Genomic DNA, 21,886 nt, shown 5'->3' on the forward strand with positions numbered 1-21,886 from the left:
GTGGACATAGAAGAATATATAAATCGTAATTATAATGGTAGTAAGACATGGTTTTGCGAGGAAGTAAAGCAAAGCTATAATTTAAGCAGAATAAGCAAAGTAGTGAGTAATAAAAGCTATTTGGCGGGAGAGCATAAAATACTGAAAAAACCTGACATACAATTTAAAGGAGAGGAATATAAAACTAAAAAACTTATCATACAGGAAGCAAAGACAATTTTAAATTTCCATGGTACATATTTGTTAGGTAAACCATTATCTTTGACAGGTAGTGAAAATAAAGTTAAAGAATACCAGAATATATATAGAAGTGCAGATTACAATGAGATTGATTTTGATATAATTGACAGCATAGGTAAATATGGAGATGCTTATGAATATGTATATTTAGATAAAGGTAAGAATATATGTAGTAAATTAATTGATAACGCAGATGCTTATCCAGTGTACAGTAATAACAATGAATATATAGCACTTATAGAGCATTGGACAAGTACATATAAGAATATTGATAGCAACATAGAGTATTTTACTATATATTACACAGACAGAGTAGAACAGTGGAATAATGAAAATGGTAATTTAATTATGGTTAGTAGCAGTAATAATTTAAGTGGATTACCAATTCATTACCATAACAAGAATGATATTGATCCTAATTTTGGAGTATCTTTGTTAGAAGATATAAAACCCATTTTAGATGAGGTAGAGGATTTATTGTCTAAGTTAGGAGATTCAATATACACTTTGTCTTTATCTCCATTGCCTGTAGTCACAGGACAACAAATAGAAGGTGAGATAGACAAGGATGTTGTTGGATTTGGTTTAAGTTTAGAGTTTGGATCAGATATGAAATATATAAATGCATTAATGGATTATAATACTATAAAAATGTATTTAGATAAAATAGAACAAAAATTGAACATGGTAGCACATATGCCAAGTATTGTTGGTGGGAATAGTAATGTAGCAAATGTGTCAGAAGTATCTCTGAAATTACTTTATCAATTAGCAGACGTATATTCTATGATACAAGAGAAATATGTTAGGAAGGGGTTAAGAAAGAGGTTCAATATATTTGATAAATTGTTAGAATTGAAGGGCATAATGTTTAATAATGATGATTATGTAAGTGTACAATTCAACTATAGTAGACCAGTAAACAACGAGGATCTTTTACAGCAGTTAAAGATACAGTATGATATGGGTGCTATTAGTAGAATGAGTATTATAGAGCGTTCTCCAGTAATTGTAGATACTACACAAGAGTTGAACAGGTTGAAAGAGGAAGACGTTAATGATGGTGATAGTAGGGATGATAATTTGGATGGAAAGATTGTTAACTGATATTTGAGAATTAGTTAACATAATATAGAGTTGTACTGAGTAGTCAGTTTCTTTTTTATAACACACAAAATTTTTAAAAAAAATTAAATCTCCAAACTTAAGGATGTCATTATAATTATTAAAAAATAAAAACATACTTGAAAATTTTACCTAATGATATAATATACATAATATGCAATATTAATGAAACTTTATACAATTACAATAAATGTATATCATAGTATAATTAATGCAATATATAGTAATAAAAGGTAAAATAATTACCAATTTTTCATATTCTCAATAGTAATTTATAGATAATTAAAATACGAAGTTGTATAAATGTAGGTATACCAATGGGTTAGAGAATTTTATATGATATTTACAAGATCGCTAAATTATCTTATTTAGCGAAGTTGTGATATCAATTGAGTTTAACTATCATTTAGAGATTTTATTGCAAATGTATAAAGTTACAAGGGCATTAAAAGAAGCAATTACCCCTTTTTAGTTAATTTTGTTGTAGTTAGTACAATTTTTACCCACAGCAAAAATTGAGTTTTTCACACTAAAATACCTCTAAACGTACCCCGTTAACCCGTTTGAGGGCATTTTGTTGTCTTAATATTATCCTATTATGGTTATTTAGAGAAAAAAATTAATATTTTAGAAGGATTTTATAATATTTTGTAGAATATTAGATTTGTGTTAATAAAGTGTGAACATAAAGAAAATATAAGGGGATATAGCATGAAGAAAAAGAGTAATATAATTATAGGATTAATTATAGGTATGTGTGTATTATTTGTTGGAGGATATTATGGGGTTGAATTTGTAATGGAGAAAAATGTTTTTAATAAAAAGATAGTTAATGATAAATTAAAAAAACAGCAACAAGAAGAAGAAGCCATTAAAAATGGAGTAGAAGATGTAAAAAAAATTATTACTTCAGAATCAGATTTTAGTTATGATGATTTTTTAAAAGTAGATATTTTTATAAATAAATATAAAGATGATAAACTTGTTAAAAATGATTTAAGTAATTTTATAATGGGAAAAGTTGAAGAATATTTAAATGGAAATGCAGATAATAAAGAAACATCTGATAAAATGCAACATTCTATTGATAGATTATATTCAGAATATCCTGATAATAAAGCTGTGGTTGATTTAAGATTGAGATTATATGAAAAAATTTTTCCAAAATCAGAAGAAGAAAAAAATGAAGATACTTCAACACAAGTAACCAAAAACACTTCTACAAAATTAACATCTTATGATGGTATGTTAGAATTAGAAAATAATTATCCTGAAAATGATTATGTTTGTGGAACTATTAAAAATTTATCAAATAGACCATATAGCTATGTTCAGGTTAATGTTAATTTATATGATGAAAATGGTAATCAAATAGATAGTACATTTGCTAATGTGGCTAATTTAGAGGAATATGGTACTTGGCATTTTGAAGCAATTGTTATTAATTCAAAAAGAGTTTCTAAATATAGGATTATAAGCATAGAAGGAATGAGATAACTAATAAAGGCATTCATAATTTAAATGAATGTCTTTTTTATATCTAAAAATAAGAAAGGAAGTAATACAATGGGAAGTGTAAAATATAGCAAAATAAAAACAAGCAATGGCATGATCAATTTTAACATCAATGATGACACTAAAATTCATGAATTCGACTGTGATAATTATGAATATTTAAAAGTTTATAGTGCTTCTGGTAGATTAAAATTATATATAAATTATTCTAATGACTATATATCGATAGGTGCGGGTAACGGACTTATAGAATTTGAACTAAAAGATTTTCAGATAAATCATGTTAAATTTGAATTGGATGATGTACCAAATTTTGTAGGGGAAGGTTACTTGCAGTATTATTTATGCAAATAAGGTGTCCAAAATTTAAGAAAGGAAGAGATATAAATGACAGTGTTAGAAAGGTTAAAAGTTGAATTAAATCACAAAGATTACTTTAAAGATGAAGAATATTCTATGTATTTAGAAGAAAATAATTTAGATCCTATGGATACATATATTAAAAAAGAAATGCAAAGGAATTTATTGTTTGCCATTATAGATATATTAGAAGCAGTAGGCAACGATATTGACTTAATGCGAAAGATAGAAAATCCAACAACTCAATTAAGTGTAGCAGAATGTTACAAACTGTTAGAAAGTAGAATTCAAAAAATTAAAGATAGAATTGCGACATTGCCCGATCCAGATGATGAAGATGGTAACTCCAATGTTTTTATGCTATTTAAATCAAGTAGGTGATAGAATGAATACATTATTAAATTTTTACAATGTTGCAATAAAAAGAATGGGAAAGACCTGTGTAGTAAATGGTATTAATATTGTAGGTATTTTTAAGGAAATAGAAGACAAAAATTCAGTAGATACAAAATGTTTTATAACTGCTACAAATATAAAACAAGGTGATATAATAGAGTATAACAATATGAAGTATCTAATTATCAATAAGAATGAAAATATTAACGATGTTTATAATGTATATGTTATAAGGAAATGCCCATACAATATTAATTTTAATATAGGTGGCTCTATAAATGTTGTTACAGGATATATAGAAACAAAAATGTTTGATGTCAACTATTCTAAAACAATAATATTACCAGGAGGAACTATTATTGTAACAGTTCCATTAAACGGAATAACAAGTAGAATTAAAATCAACCATACATTTATAAAGATGGGGGCAGTATGGAGAATTGTTGGATGCGATCTTAGCGTAGAAGGATTAATAAAATTTACTGCTGAACAAGATCAAATATCTCCCTCTGACGATATGGAAAATGAAATAACAGGAGGAGGTAAGTTTTATAATTATGTTATGGTCTCTATTCCTAAAAACATCAATATTAATGTAGCAATCACTCAGCAAATAACAACGACGATAACAAGGGATGGCAATATTTTAAGTAATCCTATAATTACATATTCTAGTGATAATACATCTGTAGCCATTGTAAATTCCAATGGAATTGTAAGTGGTATTTCTCAAGGTATTTGTAATATAAAAGTAACATTTGAAGGAGATTCACAGATATGTACAAAAGTAATACCAGTAACAATCAATGCTGTAGTAGCAAAAACAGTTAAATCCTCAACAGATTATGATGATATTGGAGAAGTTACAAAACAAATAAAATTATTACAAGGCGATACTACAAATATTTCTGTATATGCTTATGAAAATAATTTAAAACAATCAGATACATTTACATTTAGTTTTTCAGGTTGTGATTCTACTTATTATATTAATAATATTATAGATGGGAATAATTTTAGTATTAAGAATGTTAAAGGTAGTGGGAATCAATATTTGACAGTTACAGCTATTTCAGATGTTGATAGTAGTATTGTAGGTAATATTCAAATTAGATTAGCTGGTGAATGGTAATACTATTTTATTTAATTAAGTGTAATAAAATATAGTTTCAGTAAAAGTAAATTTTTTTACTGGAATTTAGGTGCTAAATCTCTGGAATTTCCGTAAAAATGTTGACTAGATAAAGAGTTAAATTTATAATAAATTTAGAAAAACGTCATAAATGCTTTTTATGATGTATCGAAGGGATTTGAAAAGTGGTTTTGAAGGTATGCCACAAAACATATCGAAAGATAAAAACATTGCAGGTATTGAAAATACTCCACAGATGCAATGACTTGTGACTGGGCTAGGGTACCTTATGAGGTTTTAGACAAAGTTTCAAGAAGAATAGTTAACGAAGTTAAAGGAGTTAATAGGATTGTTTACGATGTAACTTCAAAACCTCCTTCAACTATAGAGTGGGAATAGACTTGAGACTAGATATATCAATGGTTTAACCAAATAGGAATAAAAATATATATAAAAAAGTGTTTATGATATTTCTTAAATTAATGGAATATTTTAAGCACTTTTTTCACGTTTTTTAATGAAAATAAGGGTGTAATGAATAATTCTAATATTATTTCAACATGTGATTTACTATAAGTCAACAATATATAGTCACATAATGTTATAATTTACTTATAAGCTAACGTATAAAAGTAAATTTAAAGGGTGGCGTAATTTATAAATGTATGAGGAAGATTATATAAAAAGATTGATAACGTCAATTGGGCAAATGTTAGTTGCTATTTCGGCTGGAAGAGATGCTGTAAAAAGTAATATAAAATTAGATAATAATAATGTAACTATTTCAGAAGATGGGTTATTAGAAATTATGATTAGAAAAGATATGCATGAAGGAAAACTTAATGAAGCTGAGAATAGAATAATTGAAGAAGTAAAATCTCATAAGTCAAAACGATGTTATGAGATAGCATTATTCTTCTATAATGAGATCAATGAATGGGATGAAAATAAACTTATTAAGTGTAATTTCTCAAAACAAAGGATAATAGAAGGATTAAAATTCGTAGAGAAAACATATAAACAAAATTAATTTGCCTGTAGATATTTAGGACAAAAAATTTAAAATCTTATTAATCATTGTAAAATGACAATAATTTAAGATATGCTATAATATTCTATTGATATTTAATACTTCTTAACGTACATTCACATCATTTCTAATTAATTTTATAAATATATTTAGTTTATAAAAGCTTACTGATTACCATTACGCTATGTGTCTGCATATCGGCATTTATTTCTTGTACATGTGCTATACTCAACATTTTTCGGATTCTTTTTCAGTGCAATTGATAGCCTATTTAATATTCTTATATACTTAGTTTCTATTTGATCATCAAGTATAAAATGTACTCCATACTTATATAGGTCATCTTTGATTTTTTTATTCCTTATAATATTACCAATGAAATAAATAGATTCTTTAAATATTGTTGTATTAAATCTAAAGAGTATTTCTTTTCCCATAGGGAAATCAAGAGGTGAGGTGAAAGATAAACCACCAGCACCTATATTTGAAACACAAACATTAGTTATGCCAGATTTAATCTTTTTACTGTTAATTTCTACGATAGTCATTTCGGTACATAGTGGTGTGTCTAAATCTATACGGAAATACCTTCTTCTATCATTTTTAACTGAAAATTTGTCCATTACGATTAACCCCTTTATTAATAGTGATTACTTTAATTTTTGATAAATAGTGAACTACTACCACTATAAGAAGTGGATGATAGCTTCTGGTCAATATATGTAGATGAAACAAAAATCTGTAGTTTTTGAGAGTTGTAAATGTAGAAAATAATAGTATACTTATAGTATTATAGTTTGTTATATAAATGATACTATTAGAATGCTAAAGAACTGTTAAGAAGGTGTAAAGTTAATGAATGATTTTTTTAAAATTTCTTTGAGGTTGTACTTACCTAGTGCCTTAGCTGTATTTGATGAATGGTATTCTAAGATGAATTTTAAAAACGATATGGAGTGATTATTATGTTTAGGGAAATGCGAAGAAAAGACAGAGAACTCAAAAATGATGAAGTTATTGAAATTTTAAAAAATAACAGTTATGGTATTCTATCAACTGTAAGCCAAAATAGCTATCCTTATGGTGTGCCAGTAAGTTATGTTTTTTTAAATAATTCAATATATTTTCATTGTGCCGTTAAGGGACATAAATTAGATAATATATTAAATAACAGTAAAGTATCTTTTTGTGTAGTTGGGCAAACTTGTATTCTACCTGATAAATTTAGTACAAAATATGAAAGTGTAGTTGTATTTGGAAGGGCAGTTGAAGCTTTTGATGGTGAAAAAAATAGAGCTCTTTTAGAAATATTGAATAAATATTCGCCAGATTATATTGAAAAAGGAAAAGAATATATTAAAAACTCAAGTAAAGCAACTAAAGTAATAAAAATTAGTGTTGAACATATTTCTGGGAAAGCAAGGAAATAGTTAATTTAGCGTTCAATTATAACATTTTTGTTGTAATAAAGTAATCCCATAATTGGTAAATTTAAAATTAGATAAATTAGTTATACTTTATAGTATAAACCACAAACTTATTTTATATTATTGTAATACACCCAAAAACCAATTATTTGTAGTTTATTAGGTAATAACTTATCCCTAAATATATAAATTACAAACACACAGCGAATCCTTAAAAGCTCTTAAATATGTAGCGAGGCCATTTGAAGGAGTTTTTTCAGCCATTTGTTAGTTGAATTTATATTTTATGCCATATATGATAATTAATAAAAAAGGGATATAGAGGGTTCTAGTCTATATTTCTATATTTTTCGTTTCACCTTTTAAGCAATTTCCAGCATATGTCCAACCTTCTTCAGTTTGCATGAATGTTGGATATACACATTCTCTTTTTCCGTCAATATATACTTTAATAGGTTGCATTACCTGGATTATATCATTTTCACATACTACAGGTAATGAACGAAGGAAGTAAGCAATCATTTGAAAATCAACTAAATCTCCAACTTCTAGATAGTCGTTTATATCTCCTTCCCATGCTTGATATGTTTTAACTTTCTTCATTTTTATCAGCCCCTATTATATTAATTTTTTAATATCTACGTTATATAAAGATATTTTTACTTCTTTATTCTCATAGCTATTGTATCAAATAATTTCCCATCCTGTATATGCTTTTTTAGAATATTTATAATATCCTTTTAATGAATAAATGTTTATTCTTATGAAAGTTGCAATTGAGGCAAATGTGAAGTTAATAATATATCTTTTGAGCTTAATATTATCGATGTGTCAAAGAGATTAAAGTGCACTTAGTGTGGGCAGACTAAGTTTAATATTTAAAACATTACATACATTTGATTTGAGATGTTAAAAGTATTATGGAGGAGTAGAGATTATGACATTGAATTTTTTGGGAAGAGGTTCGGCATTTAATATAAAAGAAGGAAATAATTCGGCTTATATAAAAGAAAATAATAAATTAATACTACTGGATTGTGGGGAAAGTGTTTTTGAAAAAATAGTTAGTGAAAACTTGTTAGAAGATATTAGAGATGTTCATGTGTTAATTACTCACCTTGATTCAGACCATGTAGGTAGTTTAAGTAGTTTAATTTATTATACCAGATATATGAAGCAAATAGTGAGCAATGTTTATTTTCCTAATAATGATTTATATAATTTATTGAAAATACAAGGACATATGGAAGGACAAGATTATAAATTCAATTATATAGATGTTGATACAAATACTTTTAGTGAATTTGGTGATATTAGGCCAATAAAAGTAGAACATATAGAAACGTTAAATTGTTTTGGTTATTTATTGTATGTAAAAGGTAAATTGATTTGGTATAGTGGTGATTGTAAAAATGTTTCGAATATTATTAATGAATATGAAATTGATGAATTTTACCAAGATACCTGTTTGGCTGATTATGAAGGGAACATTCATACATCATTAAGGATATTGTGTGAAAGTATTCCAAAACATAAAAGGAGCAAAATATATTGTATGCATATTGATTGTGAGGAGCTAATTAAAAAAGCAAAACATGAAGGGTTTAACATTGTTGAAATAAGTTAAATTGCAATTAGGGTGTCTATTTTTATTTAAATTTATTTACATATATTGCAAAATAATATATTATATATTTATAAGATTAATCTCCTTAATTGATTATTTTTTACAAACCAATATAATTCAATAAAAGCCCTGGCAATTCCAGAGCTTTTATTAATTAAGGTAAAACATAATGAGTAAGTAAGATATTAAAGTATTATTATGAGTATTAACACATTAATTATTATACCCAATTTACCATATTTTATATTTATTTTCTAAATTGTCTTTTACATCCTTAACCAAATTAACTATATTCATGTAAGCCTGCTGGGTTCCTTTGGTCACAATAGGTCTACCAAAGTTTACCCAATGCAATTTTCTTGAAGTATATCCACCTATATTCATAAGGAAATTAACGGTTGGCTTAGTATCTACAATAAGAAGTTCATTATTGCTCCCGTGTAAAATAGAGTACATATCTTCAATGGCACGTACAACTAAATTTGGATTATACTTTCTGGCTAAAGTGTAGACTTTTGCATTAAACTCATCTTCTCCAATATACATCAACCTTCCAATTTGATCTTTTTCAATTTTATCAAAAGTTGGCAAACTAAGTAATTCCTTTTTATTTGGAATTCTATCCACTGGTAATTTGTTAATATGTATATTAGCTGCTACTGATGTAGAGTGAGCTCCTCCTACATCATGGTATATAACTATCATATTATTACACCTACTTTTACAACGGATTTTATAAATATATAGTGTGCTTACAGTAAATACCTTTATTGTGAATTAAGTATAAATAGTTTTTGTCTCCGAAATACTTTTTTAATTTTATATTCTTCTCCTTTGAATAAACAGTTTATTACCTAAATTAAAGACAAATTATTTCAATTACTTGTGAAAAGCGGTTAAAATTTTGGTAAATCCTTTAAATTTTTAACATCCATAATATCAGGATCTGCTACTAAATATTCTCATCCATCTATACCTTTAACTACACCAACTCCCTCAATTATATGCTCTCTTGCCATCATTATGGCATGATTTAATGGAAGTACTTCACCATTTTCAAGCAAGACGTCCGTGATTTTTCCGTCATGATTTTTCTTTATCTTAATAATTTTTGAATTTTTCATTATGCAGTCCTCCTCTTATAATATGGTTATACTCATTCAGATATATTTTAATAAAAAACTCAATTATTTATGCAGAATTTTTATTAACTAATAGAAATTTTTTTCATAAAAGAACATATTTACTTGATGTGAAAACCTGGTGATGTAAATGGAGACAGTATATTTAACTTTTAGTGAATTGACATATCAACTCAGCAATTATATGATAGTGTTAAGCATATGGGTTAAAGTAATATGTTCATCAATTAAAATTATATCTGGGCTAAAAATCTGAAAAGAAAGGTATCAGGAGCAAAGACTGAAGAGAAGATAGTTGCTGCCAATATTGATATAGTTTTTATTTGTATGTCTCTAAATAAGGATTTCAATGTCAGTAGATTAGAACGATATATTTCAATTGCTTGGGATAGTATGGCAACACCGGTAGTAGTATTAACAAAATCAGATTTATGCAATGATGTTGAGAGTAAGATTTTAGAAGTTGAATCTATTGCCATTGGTATAGACATACTAGTTACAAGTGGTGTATTAGAAGGTGGATATTTAGCTGTAAAAAAATACATTACAAATGGTAAAACTATAGCTTTTATTGGTTCATCAGGCGTTGGTAAGTCTACTCTTATTAATAAGCTTATAGGTAATAAGTTCTTAAAAACAAATGATATAAGAAATGATGATAAAGGCAGGCACACTACTACTCACAGGGAATTGATTTTAGTTCCTGATGCTGGAGTTGTAATAGATACCCCTGGAATGAGAGAATTAGGTATAATAAGTGCAGATTTAGATAAATCTTTTAGTGATATAGAAGAAATAGCTAAAAGGTGCAAGTTTTCAGATTGTCAACATGAAAGTGAACCTAAATGTGCTGTTAAAGAGGCTATAGAAGAAGGTCATCTTGATATAGCGCGTTTGGAAAACTATAAAAAACTTCAAAGAGAGTTACGGTACAGTGAACTTAATTCAAAAGAACTGGAAAGAGAAAAGATAAACAAAACAAAATGTTTGGCAGCGTGGGAGCTATGAAAGAAGCCCGAAAATTTATTAAAGGTAATAATAGAAAACGATGTAAATGAGAAGTAATATAGGAAAGGAGTGTAAGAATTATGGAGATAAAAGGGCCTAACGGATTTCAAAAATCACTAGAAGATATGGCAAAAGAAATTGAAGAGTTAGAAAATAAATTAGATGTATCATTTGATAAGTTGTTTAATGAAAGTTTTATGCAGCAGTATACATCTTATAAAACTTGGGATGAGTTATTAAATAAGAGTGACTTTGGAGTAAAAAATACTGAGGACTTCAAAAAGATTCCAAATAAAAAATTAAACAGATATATTAGGAAAGTAACCTCTTTTAAAAATTGGGAAGATATGCTTAATAAAGCTACTGAAATTTATATGTATAAACAAATAGGAATTTAATTTGTTATTTATATAGAAATATAGTTAACGTGAGTTTAATAAAAAGTCTTAATAATTTTAATGATTATGGGCTTTAAGTATAATTTAAACTCACGTTATAGTAATGACTGTAATTTTTCAAATAACTCGGTATGCTTTTTCTTTAGATTAATTATTTTAAAATTATTATCAACAAAAGTGTGCAGTGTGCTTCCTTTTGCAATTTCTTTTTGTTCATTTTCTCTAATAACTGAATAGCTAAATTTTGCTTTAACGGGTGTTAATTCTTTAATCCAGGTCTTTATTATTAGTTCATCTTCATATTTTGCGCCCTGTATGTATCTGCAATTGCTTTCAATTAAAGGAAACATTATGCCGTTTTGTTCTATTTTTGAATAACTTATACCAATATTTTTTATAAATTGTGTTCTAGCCTCTTCAAAGTATATATAATAATTAGAATGATGCACTATACCCATTTTGTCAGTTTCTACATATCTAACAATCACTTTTGTCTCACTTATATACAAGATTCACATGTCCTTTCTGTGGTAGAATTATTATATAATATTATAACATTTATTATTATTGAAATGAAAAGAATCTGGTAAGTTTATATGATTTATTGTCACATTCCAATGAGTTTTTAAAATTATTTTATTAAAAGTAATAAAGTACCGATGACAATTATGATCAATCCACAAAATGACTTTTTTGTGAGCTTTTCTTTTAAAATAAAATATGAAAATACAATTGAAATAACAATACTTAATTTATCTATAGGTACAACTACACTTGCAAAACCTTTTTGTAGAGCCCTGTAATAACAAAGCCATGAAGCTCCTGTTGTAATTCCTGAAAAGCAAATAAATAGGAAGCTTCTTTTATCAATGTTTTTAATTTCATTTTGTTTTTTCGACACAAAAACTACTATCCACGCCATAATTAATACAATAATGGTTCTAATTGCAGTTCCTAAATTCGATTCGATTCCGATAATTCCTATTTTTCCAAGAATTGAAGTCAAGCTTGCAAATATTGCTGACAACACAGCATAAAATAACCATCTTCTATCTATGATTTCTTCGTTTTCCATTTTATTTTTAGCTATCATCATGTATGTGCCTACTCCTATAGCACACATACCAATGAATTTTATCCAAGTAATCTTTTCATCTAATAAAATAAAAGCCAAAATCATAGTCAATACTGTACTTGATTTATCAATTGGTGTTACTTTATTTACATTTCCAAGCTGAAGAGCTTTAAAATAACAAAGCCAGGAAGCTCCTGTTGCCAATCCTGACAATATCAAAAAAAGCAAGCTTTGTCCACTTATTTGATAAATCATATTTTGGGAACCAACAATAAGAACCATGAGCCATGAAAAAATCAATATAACAATAGTCCTGATTGCAGTTGCCAGATTGGAATCTGTTTTTTTTATTCCGATCTTAGCTAAAATAGCTGTAATCCCAGCAAAAAATGCTGAACCAAATGCAAATAATATCCACATTAAAATTTCCTTCTCCCTCATATTCAGCTTTATATCCTAATAAAGGTTACTAAGTAATGAAATTTTTATTACTATGCATAGAAAATCGTGTACAGTTTTCCTATTAAAGTGCATAAATTTTCATTTTTTAATTTTTGATATATATTATTTCTAAGTGGATTCAAACTTAGAATTTTGTCGCAAATACCAGAATACTTTAAACTCCAGTTTTTCAACTTCTCTCTGCTGTTTATAACTGATACGTAGTGTGGCATTATCAGGAATTTCTATATCTTTGTCCAGTTCTTTCAGAATTGATTTTATATTGCAGCTGTGCTCTTTCAATGTTTTTAGAGTTTCATCAATTTTGTCAAACAGAGCAGTAGGCTCACCTGGAATATCCTCTGAAATCATGTATCGTTCACTTTGATTTATGTAATCAATAGAATCTCCAGACGCAATCCAGTTTATCAGTGCCTGTCTGTTAAATCGCCATTCACGCCCGATTTTTCTTGCAGGAACATGTTCTTCACGCAATAATTTGATTAAAGTTTTTTCGCTGACTCCTAAAAAGTCAATAGCCTGTTCAAGGGTTAATATATCGTTCTCCAAAATGTGACACCTCTCCTTTATTACATTTTAATAACATTGTATTATTGTTTAATAACTGTGTCAATATAAACTGAATTTAATATAAATATAACTGAATTTAAGTGACATATAATATTAAAATAATTGATAGTTTTTGTATTGAAGCTTTGCTAAGGTTCCTTTTTTATATTTAAAATATAGATTTAAATATAACCCCATATGGAGTAATCTTTTTTGATCAGTTGATTATTACATATTCAAAAAAAATATAAATTGAGTAAATAAGGAGTTAGGTTTGCAACTTAACTTATTATTTATCGTGTAATTAATAGAAGTGAAAATTAAAATACCAATGTAGATTACATTAAAACTTAATAAGTTTTTTAGCATTTAATTCTATTTATTATTTTTTATATTGCCGCAGTAGTTGTTACATTTATTAAAGAAAAAAGAAATGGAGGCAACAACAAAGATGATGTCCTTAATACAAAAACTTGATAATTATATCTTATATGCTATTAAGAAGTATGTACAAAATAAATATTTAGACATATTAATGACCATAATAACAGCCATGGGGAACTTAGGGCTTATTTGGATTATCATCGCTGTTGCTTTATTATTAGACAAACCATATAGGTTAATTGGATATATAGTAATATTCACATTGGTTGTAAGTACAATTGTTGGAGAAGGAATAATCAAACACATAGTAAGACGAGTTAGACCTTGTAATCAGCAAGATAATGTTAGTCTTTTAATTAGAAAGCCAATATCTTATTCTTTTCCCTCAGGACATACTGTATCTTCTTTTGCTGCTGCAGAAGTGTTGTCCATGTATTTTACTCAATATAAATTGACATTTATAGCAATAGCATTTTTGATAGCTTTATCAAGATTATATTTGTATGTGCATTACCCAAGTGACATTATAGCAGGTATCATAGTTGGAATATTATGTTCAAGGTTAATATTTATAGTTTTATAATATAAACTGTCAAAATTAATCTATAAGTGTGTTATGAACATGAATTGAATTTAGGAGGAATCAAAATGTCAATAGTACAAGCAATTATTTACGGTGTTATTCAGGGAATAGGGGAATTTTTACCTATATCTAGTTCGGCTCATTTAATAGCTATTCCGCAAGTATTTGGATGGGAAGATCCCGGCCTTGCATTTGATGTGGCACTACATCTTGGAACCCTTGTTGCGGTAATCGCGTTTTTTTGGAGGGATTGGGTTAATTTAATTTATTCCGGTATTACAAATCCAAAGTCTAAAGATGGTAAATTATTTTGGCTTATAGTAATTGCTGCCATACCTGGAGCTATAATAGGAAAACTATTTGAAAAACAAGCTGAAACTGCCTTTAGAAATCTTGGCCTTATAGGTACTATGCTTATTATAATGGGTATAATATTATACATTGCGAATAGAAAATATAATAGTAAGGTAAAGGTTGAAGATATAGACTTTAAAAGAAGTTTTTTTATAGGCTTATCGCAAGCTTTAGCTATTATACCTGGAGTATCTCGCTCAGGAATCACTATGACAACTGGATTGTTTTCTGGTCTTTCAAGGGAAGATGCAGCTAGATTTTCATTTCTTCTTTCTACACCAATTGTCTTAGGAGCTGGATTACTTAAACTAAAAGATTTAGTACATACTCCAATTAGCAATATGCCATCATTTTCTATAGCCATTTTAACATCTGCTGTGATTGGATTCTTAAGTATCAAATTTTTATTAGATTATCTAAAAAATAAGGGGTTTGGTATATTTATAATTTATAGAATTATAGCAGGATGGACTTTTATAATTATTTACTTTTTAAGAAAATAAAAAAATAAATGTAGAAACTGCTAAATTTTAGATTCATGGTAATCTTTGTTTTTTCAAAAGGCGGTGACATATGGATGATAACAAATTAATTAAAAAGTGCCAGGTAGGGGATAAGGAAGCTTTTCAGGAGCTTATAAGTAAATATCATCCTTTTGTATATAAATTTCTTATTAGAATTGCAGAAAATGAAGAGGTGGCTGAAGATATAACCCAAGAGGCCTTTTTAAAGATTATAAAAAATATCGAAAAATTTAATGTTTATGGGAAAGCAAAATTTTCAACGTATATAATTACTATATCTAAAAATTGTTATATTGATTATTTAAGAAAGGAAAAAAAATTTTTACAGGACGTAGGGATAGATGAAAATATAAATATAGAAGATATTAATGTAAACATAGAGAACTTAGTAATAGACAAAATATATAGTGAAGCAATTATAAAGGAACTAAAAAGTTTATCAGAAGGGCAAAAACTAGCAATAAAAATGAAATATATTGAGGGATTAACACTTAAAGAAATTGGAAATAAATTAGAAATTGAAACTAAAACTGTAAAGAGTAGAATTCATAATGGTATAGTAAAACTTAGAAAAATATTTGAAGTAGGTGATAAGTATGAAGGAGATAAATAAGAGAGATACATCAATACTTCTAGCAACATTAGATAGAGATATCGATATGAAATGTATGGAATTAAAAGAAAAACAAAGACAAATAAGGCTAAAAAATATATTTTTTTTAAGCTGTATATTTATATTACTATCATTTTTAATGCAGATATTTTTTAAATTATTTAATGTGAACTTTATAGCTGTAATTATAGTTTATCAGACATTAGCTTCAATCCTTTTTATACCGTTTATACCTAATTTGAGTAAGGGGGTAGTATTAAAATGAAAAAACTAGAGGAATTTATAAATCGTTTAAATTTCAAAATTGCAGCTAGGATTTATTTGATTGTTTCGGCCGTACTTTTAACCTTATGCATTGCTGCAATGGCCTATTTAACAAGAGACAAGATTTGTGTAGCAATTGATTATGAAAAGCTTTCTAATACTTTTGAAAAACAAGGATTAAATAGTAATGTGAATTCTCAGCTAAAGAAATTAAATTCTGACTCCAAGGACATAGTAAATATATTTATTCTGGACAAAAATAATAATATTGTTTTTAAAGTTAATAATAATCTTATAGGCAATAATACTAAAGTATTATTAACATCATATGAATCAAATAGGAAATATATTCAAGATAATATAAACAAAAATGTACTTTATAGAATAGTTAGAGAAGAAAATATTCTTTTAAACAAGGATTATATTCAAAATGATGAAAAATTCAAAAATGATATTGATGAAGAATTTTATTACGAAGGAGATCTAGGTTCTAAAGATATTTACTTGATCAATTATATAGCTAATAGAAGTAATAAAAACAAAATATTTATAATCAGAACAGCGGCCCCAATACCTTATGCAGAGAGAACATTAGAGATTACGGGAGCTTTAGTTAGTCTTATATTTATCATCTATTGGATTGGTCTGGCGCTATGGGTGTATAAAGATGCTAATGCTAAAAGAAATAATCCTGCTTTGTGGGGAGGACTAGTGTTATTGACAAATCTAGTTGGGTTAATTATTTACTTTATGTATAAACAGAATAATATAATATGTTATAAGTGTGGAGTTATACAAAATAGGGAAAATATATTTTGTAGTTATTGTGGCACAAAAATAAATGAACAGTGTAACCATTGTGGCAATATTTTAAATAAAGGTGAAAATTACTGCAGCAAATGCGGCGAAAAATTGTAATAAATGCTGGAAAACATAAAAAAAGAATTAGGCTTTGCAATCTGATTCTTTTTTACGTGTAATATATGAAAGTAATAAAAACGGAGTGAACAAATGACAATAAAACACTGTTATTTGACAACAGGGGATAATTTTTCATTATTAGTATAGTGTTAGCTTTCTAAGGGGGAGATTGCTATAACTCAGTGGATATTTTATGGTGCTGGAATTATGTTTTTAAGTATGTTCTTAATATCTGTTTTGGCTAAGCCAATAGTTTTTAGACGAAAACCACCGGCTGGTATTGTATATGGTTTAGCTGCTGCTATATGTTTTCTTTTATTTTTTATATTTCAATATGTGGATTACAGCTCACAACAGGCATATTTTAAAGATCAGATTGAAAGACTTACTACTTCAAATTGGCAGCCACCCCGAGTAAGTGGCAATGTAACGGCTGTAAATTCTACTACTGCTAATTCAACTGGTACTCATTATATCAATATACCTATGCCTCAGAATCAAAATTTAAAAGATGCTCTTACAGCTTTACAGAATGACCTTAATACTTTGCAAAATGGTATTAACTCGGGAAAGACAACTGCAAAACAACTGGTTAATAATCAAATAACTGCTTTTTTAGATAATTATGGTCCTATCCAAAATTCTACAATAAATTTAACTGTTATGGGTTTACCGGGGACAAGTGTTACACCGGGAACAAATGTCACAGTTGTATGTCATTATGATAAAACAGATAGTACATACACAGGTACAATTGCAAGTAATGGGAGAGCAGTTATTCCAATTAAGATAGGAAAAGCTACACCTGGATATCAAGTAAATGTAGATGTAACCGCAGGAAATGCTAATACACGAACTTCATTTAGAGTACAATAAAGATATAGATAATATAAACATATATGTATGTAAGGAGGAAATAGCACGGGATTGAAAGGTATTACTATTGAAAAACATGACAAGATAGCTTATTCTATAGTTGGAAAGGAAGAAATAGATATGGCTAAAAACACAAAAGGGGAACAATCTAAGAATAAGTTAATTAAATGTGCCGCAAAGTTATTTCTACAGAATGGATATAATGCCACTGGAATTAATGATATTTTAACACGTACAGGACTGCCAAAAGGATCTTTTTATTTTCATTTTTCAAGTAAAAAGGACCTGGCAATTAGTGTTTCAACTTATTTTGAAAAAAACATAGAAAAATGGATATCAAAAGCTGCTGAAGGGAAAGTATGGGAAGATTTTGTAACAGATTTATTAGAACAAATGATTGAAGCAGCAAAGAATAATAAACATTTTGGATGTCCTTTTGCTGTATTAGGATTGGAGGCTGCTTTTTCTCAACCCGATATGGCAGAATATTATTTTAAATCTATGAAGAAAATGATAGATATATTCACCAGGGTTTTTGAATTTTCTGGAATCTCTTCTGATAGGGCATGTATTATTGCAAATCGTGCCTTTGCTATGTATGAAGGATATCTAGTATATTACAGAATAAGTAAAGACATAAACATATTAAAAATTATGCAGAATGATCTTATAGCACTCTATAAAGATTATAAACAGGCGGAAGCATGATGGGCAAAAATGGTAAATAGCCATAAGGTATTTTAAATACCTTATGGCTATAATTTATTTAACATTGATAGTGTGGAGAGTTTTCAACATAATAATACATTATTTAAAATAGTGAAATTAGATATTTAGGATATTAAAGAATGTCATAATTGTGAGAAAATAAAAGCATTTTCAAGAAATATTAAATAATTGTGAACAGTGGCGCTTGTGTATTATTGATAAATATGAGTTTATTTGATACAATGTTAACAATATGATTAATTTTTATAATTAATTTTTATACTTTTAGCAATATTATTATGAGAGGAGTGTTGTTTTAATGGAAGGATTTGTTAATGCTTTGAACAGTATAGACAGCCTTTTATGGGGTGTGCCCATGATTGTCGTACTTTTTGGGACACATATTTTCTTTACTTTCAGAACTGGATTTATCCAAAAAAAAGTATTTACAGGAATTAAATTATCTGTTACTAAAGATCCTGATGGTGAAGGAGATGTATCTCAATTTGGTGCCCTTAGTACTGCTTTAGCAGCCACTATAGGTACAGGTAACATAATTGGTGTTGCAACAGCAGTAACTTTAGGGGGGCCTGGTGCTGTGCTTTGGATGTGGTTTACAGGTGTGTTTGGTATAGCTACGAAATACGCCGAATCTCTTATATCTGTAAAATATAGAGTGAAAACTGAAGATGGAACTATGCTTGGGGGAGCTATGTATGCCCTTGAAAAAGGACTTAAAATGAAATGGCTCGGGGTAATTTTTTGTATATTTACTGCTTTAGCTGCTTTTGGAATAGGGTGTTCTACTCAGACAAATGCAGTTGCATCAACTTTACATAATAGCTTTGGAATTCCTACATGGATTTCAGGAATTGTAATTGCTATTTTTGTAGGTGCTGTTGTTATTGGGGGGGTACAATCTATTACTAAAGTATGTGAAAAGTTAGTACCCTTTATGGCTATATTTTATGTACTAGGATGTTTAATTATTTTAGTAATGAATGCAGACGTTTTAGGACAAACAGTTGTTACTATAGTTAAAGCAGCGTTTTCTCCACAGGCTGCAGGAGGTGGGTTTATAGGATCTACTGTTGCCATTGCCTGCCGTTATGGTGCTGCAAGAGGTTTATTTTCCAATGAGTCAGGTATGGGTTCTGCTCCTATTGTAGCAGCTGCTGCTAAAACTAAAAATCCTGTGAGACAGGCCCTTGTGTCTATGACAGGTACTTTTTGGGATACAGTAGTAATATGCTTAATGACAGGACTTGTAATTGTAAGCAGCGTAATTAAGAATCCTGCTATTGATACAAAGACTTCTTCCCTACTTACAAGTGCTGCTTGGGATCAAATTCCTGTAATAGGCCCGATTATAATAGCCATCGCATTAGCTATATTTGCACTTTCTACAGTACTAGGATGGTCTTATTACGGAGAGAGAGCTGCTGAATATTTATTTGGTAAGAAGGTTATTAAACCTTACAGAGTCGCATGGGTAATAGTAGCCTTAATAGGTACACTTGTAAGTCTTGATCTTGTATGGACAATTGCAGATATATTGAATGCATTGATGGTAATTCCAAATGTAATAGCAATGTTTTTTCTCAGTGGAGTTATTGCAGCTGAAACCAAGAAGTATGTTAACAATCTTGATTTGCCTTCAGAAGATAAGGAAAAGGTATCTTAATTTAAATGTTATTTAGGGAAACCAATATTTTTATAGAAATTTAGAATAAATTGTAATATGATATTGGATTGTATTGCAGATATTGATTAAGATTATTATATATTTGCGGAAAATTTTTGAATATGTTATTGTTATTATTGTAGGCATAACATATGTGCATAATAGAATACTGACTATATAATTTCGGTTGAACAAATTTTAATTTGATTTCAAGATAAATATGACTTTTAGGGTGGAAAGTCCTTTATAGGACTTTCCATTATTTTTTTAAATTTAGGAGGTAGCTATGGAAAAAGCATTGTTAAATATTGTATTGATACTTGTATTTACAAAAATAGGAGGAATAATAAGCAGAAGGATGAAAATGCCGGAAGTGTTGGGGGCATTAATTGCAGGTGTGATACTTGGACCGGTTGTATTAAATATTGTACAGTATGATGATAATATAAAATTGCTTTCAAACCTTGGAGTAATTTTACTTATGTTTCTTGCGGGACTGGAGACTAATGTAGAAGAATTTAAACAAGCTGGATTGTCATCATTTATAATTGCAGTGGGGGGGATAATACTTCCTCTTGTTTTGGGGACTTTAGGGGCGTATATGTTTTTCAGTGATTTTTGGGAGAATATATTTGTAGGAGTTATATTGACTGCCACTAGCGTGAGTATTACAGCAGAAACTCTTAAAGAACTTGGAAAACTAAATACAAGAGCAGGCATAAATATTCTTGGAGCAGCAGTAATAGATGATATTCTTGGGCTTATACTTATATCTATAGTCCTTGCAGTAGCGCAAACCTCCGGTTCAAATACTGAGGTTTCAAGTACATTGTCAATTGTATATGTATTTGTAAAAGTAATCTTATTTTGTGTAGCTTCTATAATTGCAGTGGCATATATGCCAAAGTATATGAATAAATTCAAGAATTATATAAAACCGGGAAGAGAATTTCTTACATTTTCTATAGCATTTGCCGTACTTATAGCATATATTGCTGAAATTTTAGGTATAGCAGCTATTACAGGAGCATATATAGCTGGACTCATACTTTCATCATTTGTTCATAGAGAATATTTAGAGAGAAATGTAAAAGCAATCTCATCAGGTTTTTTATCTCTTATATTTTTTGCAAGTGTTGGAATTGAAGCAAATTTGCAAGGACTAACTTTAGAGGTAGTTCTTATTACTCTAGTTATGTTTGTCATAGCAGTTATTGGCAAGGTAATAGGATGTGGTGCTGCTGCAAGACTTATGAAGATGAGTAGAAGTGAATCCCGGCAGATTGGAGCTGGTATGATCTCAAGAGGGGAAGTAGCAATTATTACTGCAAATATAGGCCTTCAAAAGGGGATAATTTCAGAGGAAATATTTCTTCCAACTTTAATTGTTGTGATATTGACTACGATTATAACACCTATTCTACTCAAATTATCTTTTTCTCATAAAAGAATGGCTAAATTGAATTGAAGCGTTACATATGAACGGCTG

26 protein-coding genes, 1 pseudogene and 1 other annotated feature are annotated in these 21,886 nt (G+C 28.4%); of the genes and pseudogenes, 20 read left to right on the plus strand and 7 right to left on the minus strand.

All coding sequences use genetic code 11. The features are described from left to right. From BS101_RS03185 to BS101_RS03215, 7 genes and pseudogenes are all read left to right on the plus strand, one after another. A complete protein-coding gene (locus tag BS101_RS03185) occupies positions 1 to 1,347 on the plus strand; it encodes a phage portal protein (protein ID WP_073537497.1) in 1,347 nt (448 codons plus the stop codon). A gap of 729 nt (positions 1,348 to 2,076) precedes the next feature. After that, positions 2,077 to 2,862 carry an FxLYD domain-containing protein gene (locus tag BS101_RS03190; protein ID WP_073537498.1) on the plus strand — a complete coding sequence of 262 codons (786 nt, stop codon included), beginning with the start codon at positions 2,077 to 2,079 and terminating at the stop codon, positions 2,860 to 2,862. A 69-nt stretch (positions 2,863 to 2,931) separates the two neighbouring features. Then, entirely contained in the window at positions 2,932 to 3,234 is a 303-nt protein-coding gene (locus BS101_RS03195; protein WP_073537499.1) for a hypothetical protein, read from the plus strand. Positions 3,235 to 3,267: 33 nt separating this feature from the next. After that, positions 3,268 to 3,621, plus strand: coding sequence for a hypothetical protein (locus tag BS101_RS03200; RefSeq protein WP_073537500.1), 354 nt, complete (start codon positions 3,268 to 3,270; stop codon positions 3,619 to 3,621). Between the two features lie 4 nt (positions 3,622 to 3,625). Continuing rightward, positions 3,626 to 4,768 (plus strand): Ig-like domain-containing protein, encoded by a 1,143-nt coding sequence (locus BS101_RS03205; protein ID WP_073541076.1) that lies wholly within the window; start codon positions 3,626 to 3,628, stop codon positions 4,766 to 4,768. Positions 4,769 to 5,017: 249 nt separating this feature from the next. After that, positions 5,018 to 5,167, plus strand: a pseudogene (locus BS101_RS03210) (hypothetical protein); the annotation flags it as partial. Positions 5,168 to 5,429: 262 nt separating this feature from the next. Then, positions 5,430 to 5,798, plus strand: coding sequence for a DUF6483 family protein (locus tag BS101_RS03215; protein ID WP_073537501.1), 369 nt, complete (start codon positions 5,430 to 5,432; stop codon positions 5,796 to 5,798). A 182-nt stretch (positions 5,799 to 5,980) separates the two neighbouring features. Here BS101_RS03215 and BS101_RS03220 read toward each other — a convergent pair whose 3' ends face one another. Beyond that, positions 5,981 to 6,421: a PilZ domain-containing protein gene (locus BS101_RS03220; RefSeq protein WP_073537502.1), complete on the minus strand. Its 441-nt coding sequence runs from the start codon at positions 6,419 to 6,421 to the stop codon at positions 5,981 to 5,983. A gap of 342 nt (positions 6,422 to 6,763) precedes the next feature. Here BS101_RS03220 and BS101_RS03225 point away from each other — a divergent pair, with 342 nt between their 5' ends. Further along, positions 6,764 to 7,228, plus strand: coding sequence for a pyridoxamine 5'-phosphate oxidase family protein (locus BS101_RS03225; RefSeq protein WP_073537503.1), 465 nt, complete (start codon positions 6,764 to 6,766; stop codon positions 7,226 to 7,228). A gap of 330 nt (positions 7,229 to 7,558) precedes the next feature. On the opposite strand, the gene BS101_RS03230 is transcribed toward BS101_RS03225, so the two are convergent. Then, positions 7,559 to 7,828 (minus strand): hypothetical protein, encoded by a 270-nt coding sequence (locus BS101_RS03230; protein WP_073537504.1) that lies wholly within the window; start codon positions 7,826 to 7,828, stop codon positions 7,559 to 7,561. Positions 7,829 to 8,162: 334 nt separating this feature from the next. Between BS101_RS03230 and BS101_RS03235 the strand changes: the two genes are divergently transcribed. Beyond that, entirely contained in the window at positions 8,163 to 8,852 is a 690-nt protein-coding gene (locus BS101_RS03235; protein ID WP_073537505.1) for an MBL fold metallo-hydrolase, read from the plus strand. A 231-nt stretch (positions 8,853 to 9,083) separates the two neighbouring features. Here the strand turns inward: BS101_RS03235 and BS101_RS03240 are convergent, their stop codons facing one another. Together BS101_RS03240 and BS101_RS03245 are read right to left on the minus strand one after the other, a co-directional pair. Further along, the gene (locus BS101_RS03240; protein WP_073537506.1) at positions 9,084 to 9,557 is read right to left on the minus strand and encodes a DUF3189 family protein; all 474 of its coding nucleotides are present in this window, start codon (positions 9,555 to 9,557) and stop codon (positions 9,084 to 9,086) included. A 257-nt stretch (positions 9,558 to 9,814) separates the two neighbouring features. Beyond that, positions 9,815 to 9,976: a DUF3892 domain-containing protein gene (locus BS101_RS03245; RefSeq protein ID WP_242951385.1), complete on the minus strand. Its 162-nt coding sequence runs from the start codon at positions 9,974 to 9,976 to the stop codon at positions 9,815 to 9,817. Positions 9,977 to 10,231: 255 nt separating this feature from the next. Here BS101_RS03245 and rsgA point away from each other — a divergent pair, with 255 nt between their 5' ends. Together rsgA and BS101_RS03255 are read left to right on the plus strand one after the other, a co-directional pair. Further along, entirely contained in the window at positions 10,232 to 11,002 is a 771-nt protein-coding gene (gene rsgA, locus BS101_RS03250) for a ribosome small subunit-dependent GTPase A (RefSeq protein WP_322977318.1), read from the plus strand. A gap of 80 nt (positions 11,003 to 11,082) precedes the next feature. Further along, positions 11,083 to 11,400 carry a hypothetical protein gene (locus BS101_RS03255; RefSeq protein WP_073537509.1) on the plus strand — a complete coding sequence of 106 codons (318 nt, stop codon included), beginning with the start codon at positions 11,083 to 11,085 and terminating at the stop codon, positions 11,398 to 11,400. Between the two features lie 95 nt (positions 11,401 to 11,495). Here BS101_RS03255 and BS101_RS03260 read toward each other — a convergent pair whose 3' ends face one another. The 3 genes from BS101_RS03260 to BS101_RS03270 all read right to left on the minus strand — a co-directional run bounded on the left by BS101_RS03260 (position 11,496) and on the right by BS101_RS03270 (position 13,486). Continuing rightward, entirely contained in the window at positions 11,496 to 11,909 is a 414-nt protein-coding gene (locus BS101_RS03260) for an acyl-CoA thioesterase (RefSeq protein WP_073537510.1), read from the minus strand. A gap of 122 nt (positions 11,910 to 12,031) precedes the next feature. Beyond that, entirely contained in the window at positions 12,032 to 12,895 is an 864-nt protein-coding gene (locus tag BS101_RS03265; protein WP_073537511.1) for an EamA family transporter, read from the minus strand. 150 nt (positions 12,896 to 13,045) lie between these two features. Then, complete coding sequence (locus tag BS101_RS03270) at positions 13,046 to 13,486, minus strand: helix-turn-helix domain-containing protein (protein ID WP_073537512.1); 441 nt, start codon at positions 13,484 to 13,486, stop codon at positions 13,046 to 13,048. 433 nt (positions 13,487 to 13,919) lie between these two features. Between BS101_RS03270 and BS101_RS03275 the strand changes: the two genes are divergently transcribed. The 9 genes from BS101_RS03275 (at position 13,920) to BS101_RS03315 (ending at position 21,865) form a co-directional block, all read left to right on the plus strand. Further along, entirely contained in the window at positions 13,920 to 14,453 is a 534-nt protein-coding gene (locus BS101_RS03275; protein ID WP_242951386.1) for a phosphatase PAP2 family protein, read from the plus strand. Between the two features lie 65 nt (positions 14,454 to 14,518). Then, positions 14,519 to 15,310 (plus strand): undecaprenyl-diphosphatase UppP, encoded by a 792-nt coding sequence (gene uppP / locus BS101_RS03280; RefSeq protein ID WP_073537514.1) that lies wholly within the window; start codon positions 14,519 to 14,521, stop codon positions 15,308 to 15,310. Between the two features lie 70 nt (positions 15,311 to 15,380). Continuing rightward, the gene (locus BS101_RS03285; RefSeq protein ID WP_073537515.1) at positions 15,381 to 15,944 is read left to right on the plus strand and encodes an RNA polymerase sigma factor; all 564 of its coding nucleotides are present in this window, start codon (positions 15,381 to 15,383) and stop codon (positions 15,942 to 15,944) included. Next, complete coding sequence (locus BS101_RS03290) at positions 15,928 to 16,209, plus strand: hypothetical protein (RefSeq protein ID WP_073537516.1); 282 nt, start codon at positions 15,928 to 15,930, stop codon at positions 16,207 to 16,209. The genes BS101_RS03285 and BS101_RS03290 overlap by 17 nt, the downstream gene beginning before the upstream one ends. Then, positions 16,206 to 17,126 (plus strand): zinc ribbon domain-containing protein, encoded by a 921-nt coding sequence (locus BS101_RS03295; protein ID WP_073537517.1) that lies wholly within the window; start codon positions 16,206 to 16,208, stop codon positions 17,124 to 17,126. Before BS101_RS03290 ends, BS101_RS03295 begins: the two co-directional genes overlap by 4 nt. 222 nt (positions 17,127 to 17,348) lie before the next feature. After that, positions 17,349 to 18,005 (plus strand): hypothetical protein, encoded by a 657-nt coding sequence (locus BS101_RS03300; RefSeq protein ID WP_207649441.1) that lies wholly within the window; start codon positions 17,349 to 17,351, stop codon positions 18,003 to 18,005. A gap of 51 nt (positions 18,006 to 18,056) precedes the next feature. Then, on the plus strand, positions 18,057 to 18,713 hold the full coding sequence (locus tag BS101_RS03305; protein ID WP_242951387.1) for a TetR/AcrR family transcriptional regulator: 657 nt from the start codon (positions 18,057 to 18,059) through the stop codon (positions 18,711 to 18,713). Between the two features lie 319 nt (positions 18,714 to 19,032). Beyond that, a complete protein-coding gene (locus BS101_RS03310) occupies positions 19,033 to 20,397 on the plus strand; it encodes an alanine/glycine:cation symporter family protein (RefSeq protein WP_073537519.1) in 1,365 nt (454 codons plus the stop codon). A 185-nt stretch (positions 20,398 to 20,582) separates the two neighbouring features. Beyond that, positions 20,583 to 20,639 (plus strand) — a sequence feature (sodium ion sensor (DUF1646 type); this cis-regulatory element may regulate processes involved in with the transportation of sodium ions). A 44-nt stretch (positions 20,640 to 20,683) separates the two neighbouring features. Beyond that, positions 20,684 to 21,865 carry a cation:proton antiporter gene (locus tag BS101_RS03315; RefSeq protein WP_073537520.1) on the plus strand — a complete coding sequence of 394 codons (1,182 nt, stop codon included), beginning with the start codon at positions 20,684 to 20,686 and terminating at the stop codon, positions 21,863 to 21,865. Positions 21,866 to 21,886: the final 21 nt, after the last annotated feature.

It is taken from the genome of Clostridium kluyveri (assembly GCF_001902295.1).
Classification (GTDB): Bacteria; Bacillota; Clostridia; order Clostridiales; family Clostridiaceae; genus Clostridium_B; species Clostridium_B kluyveri_B.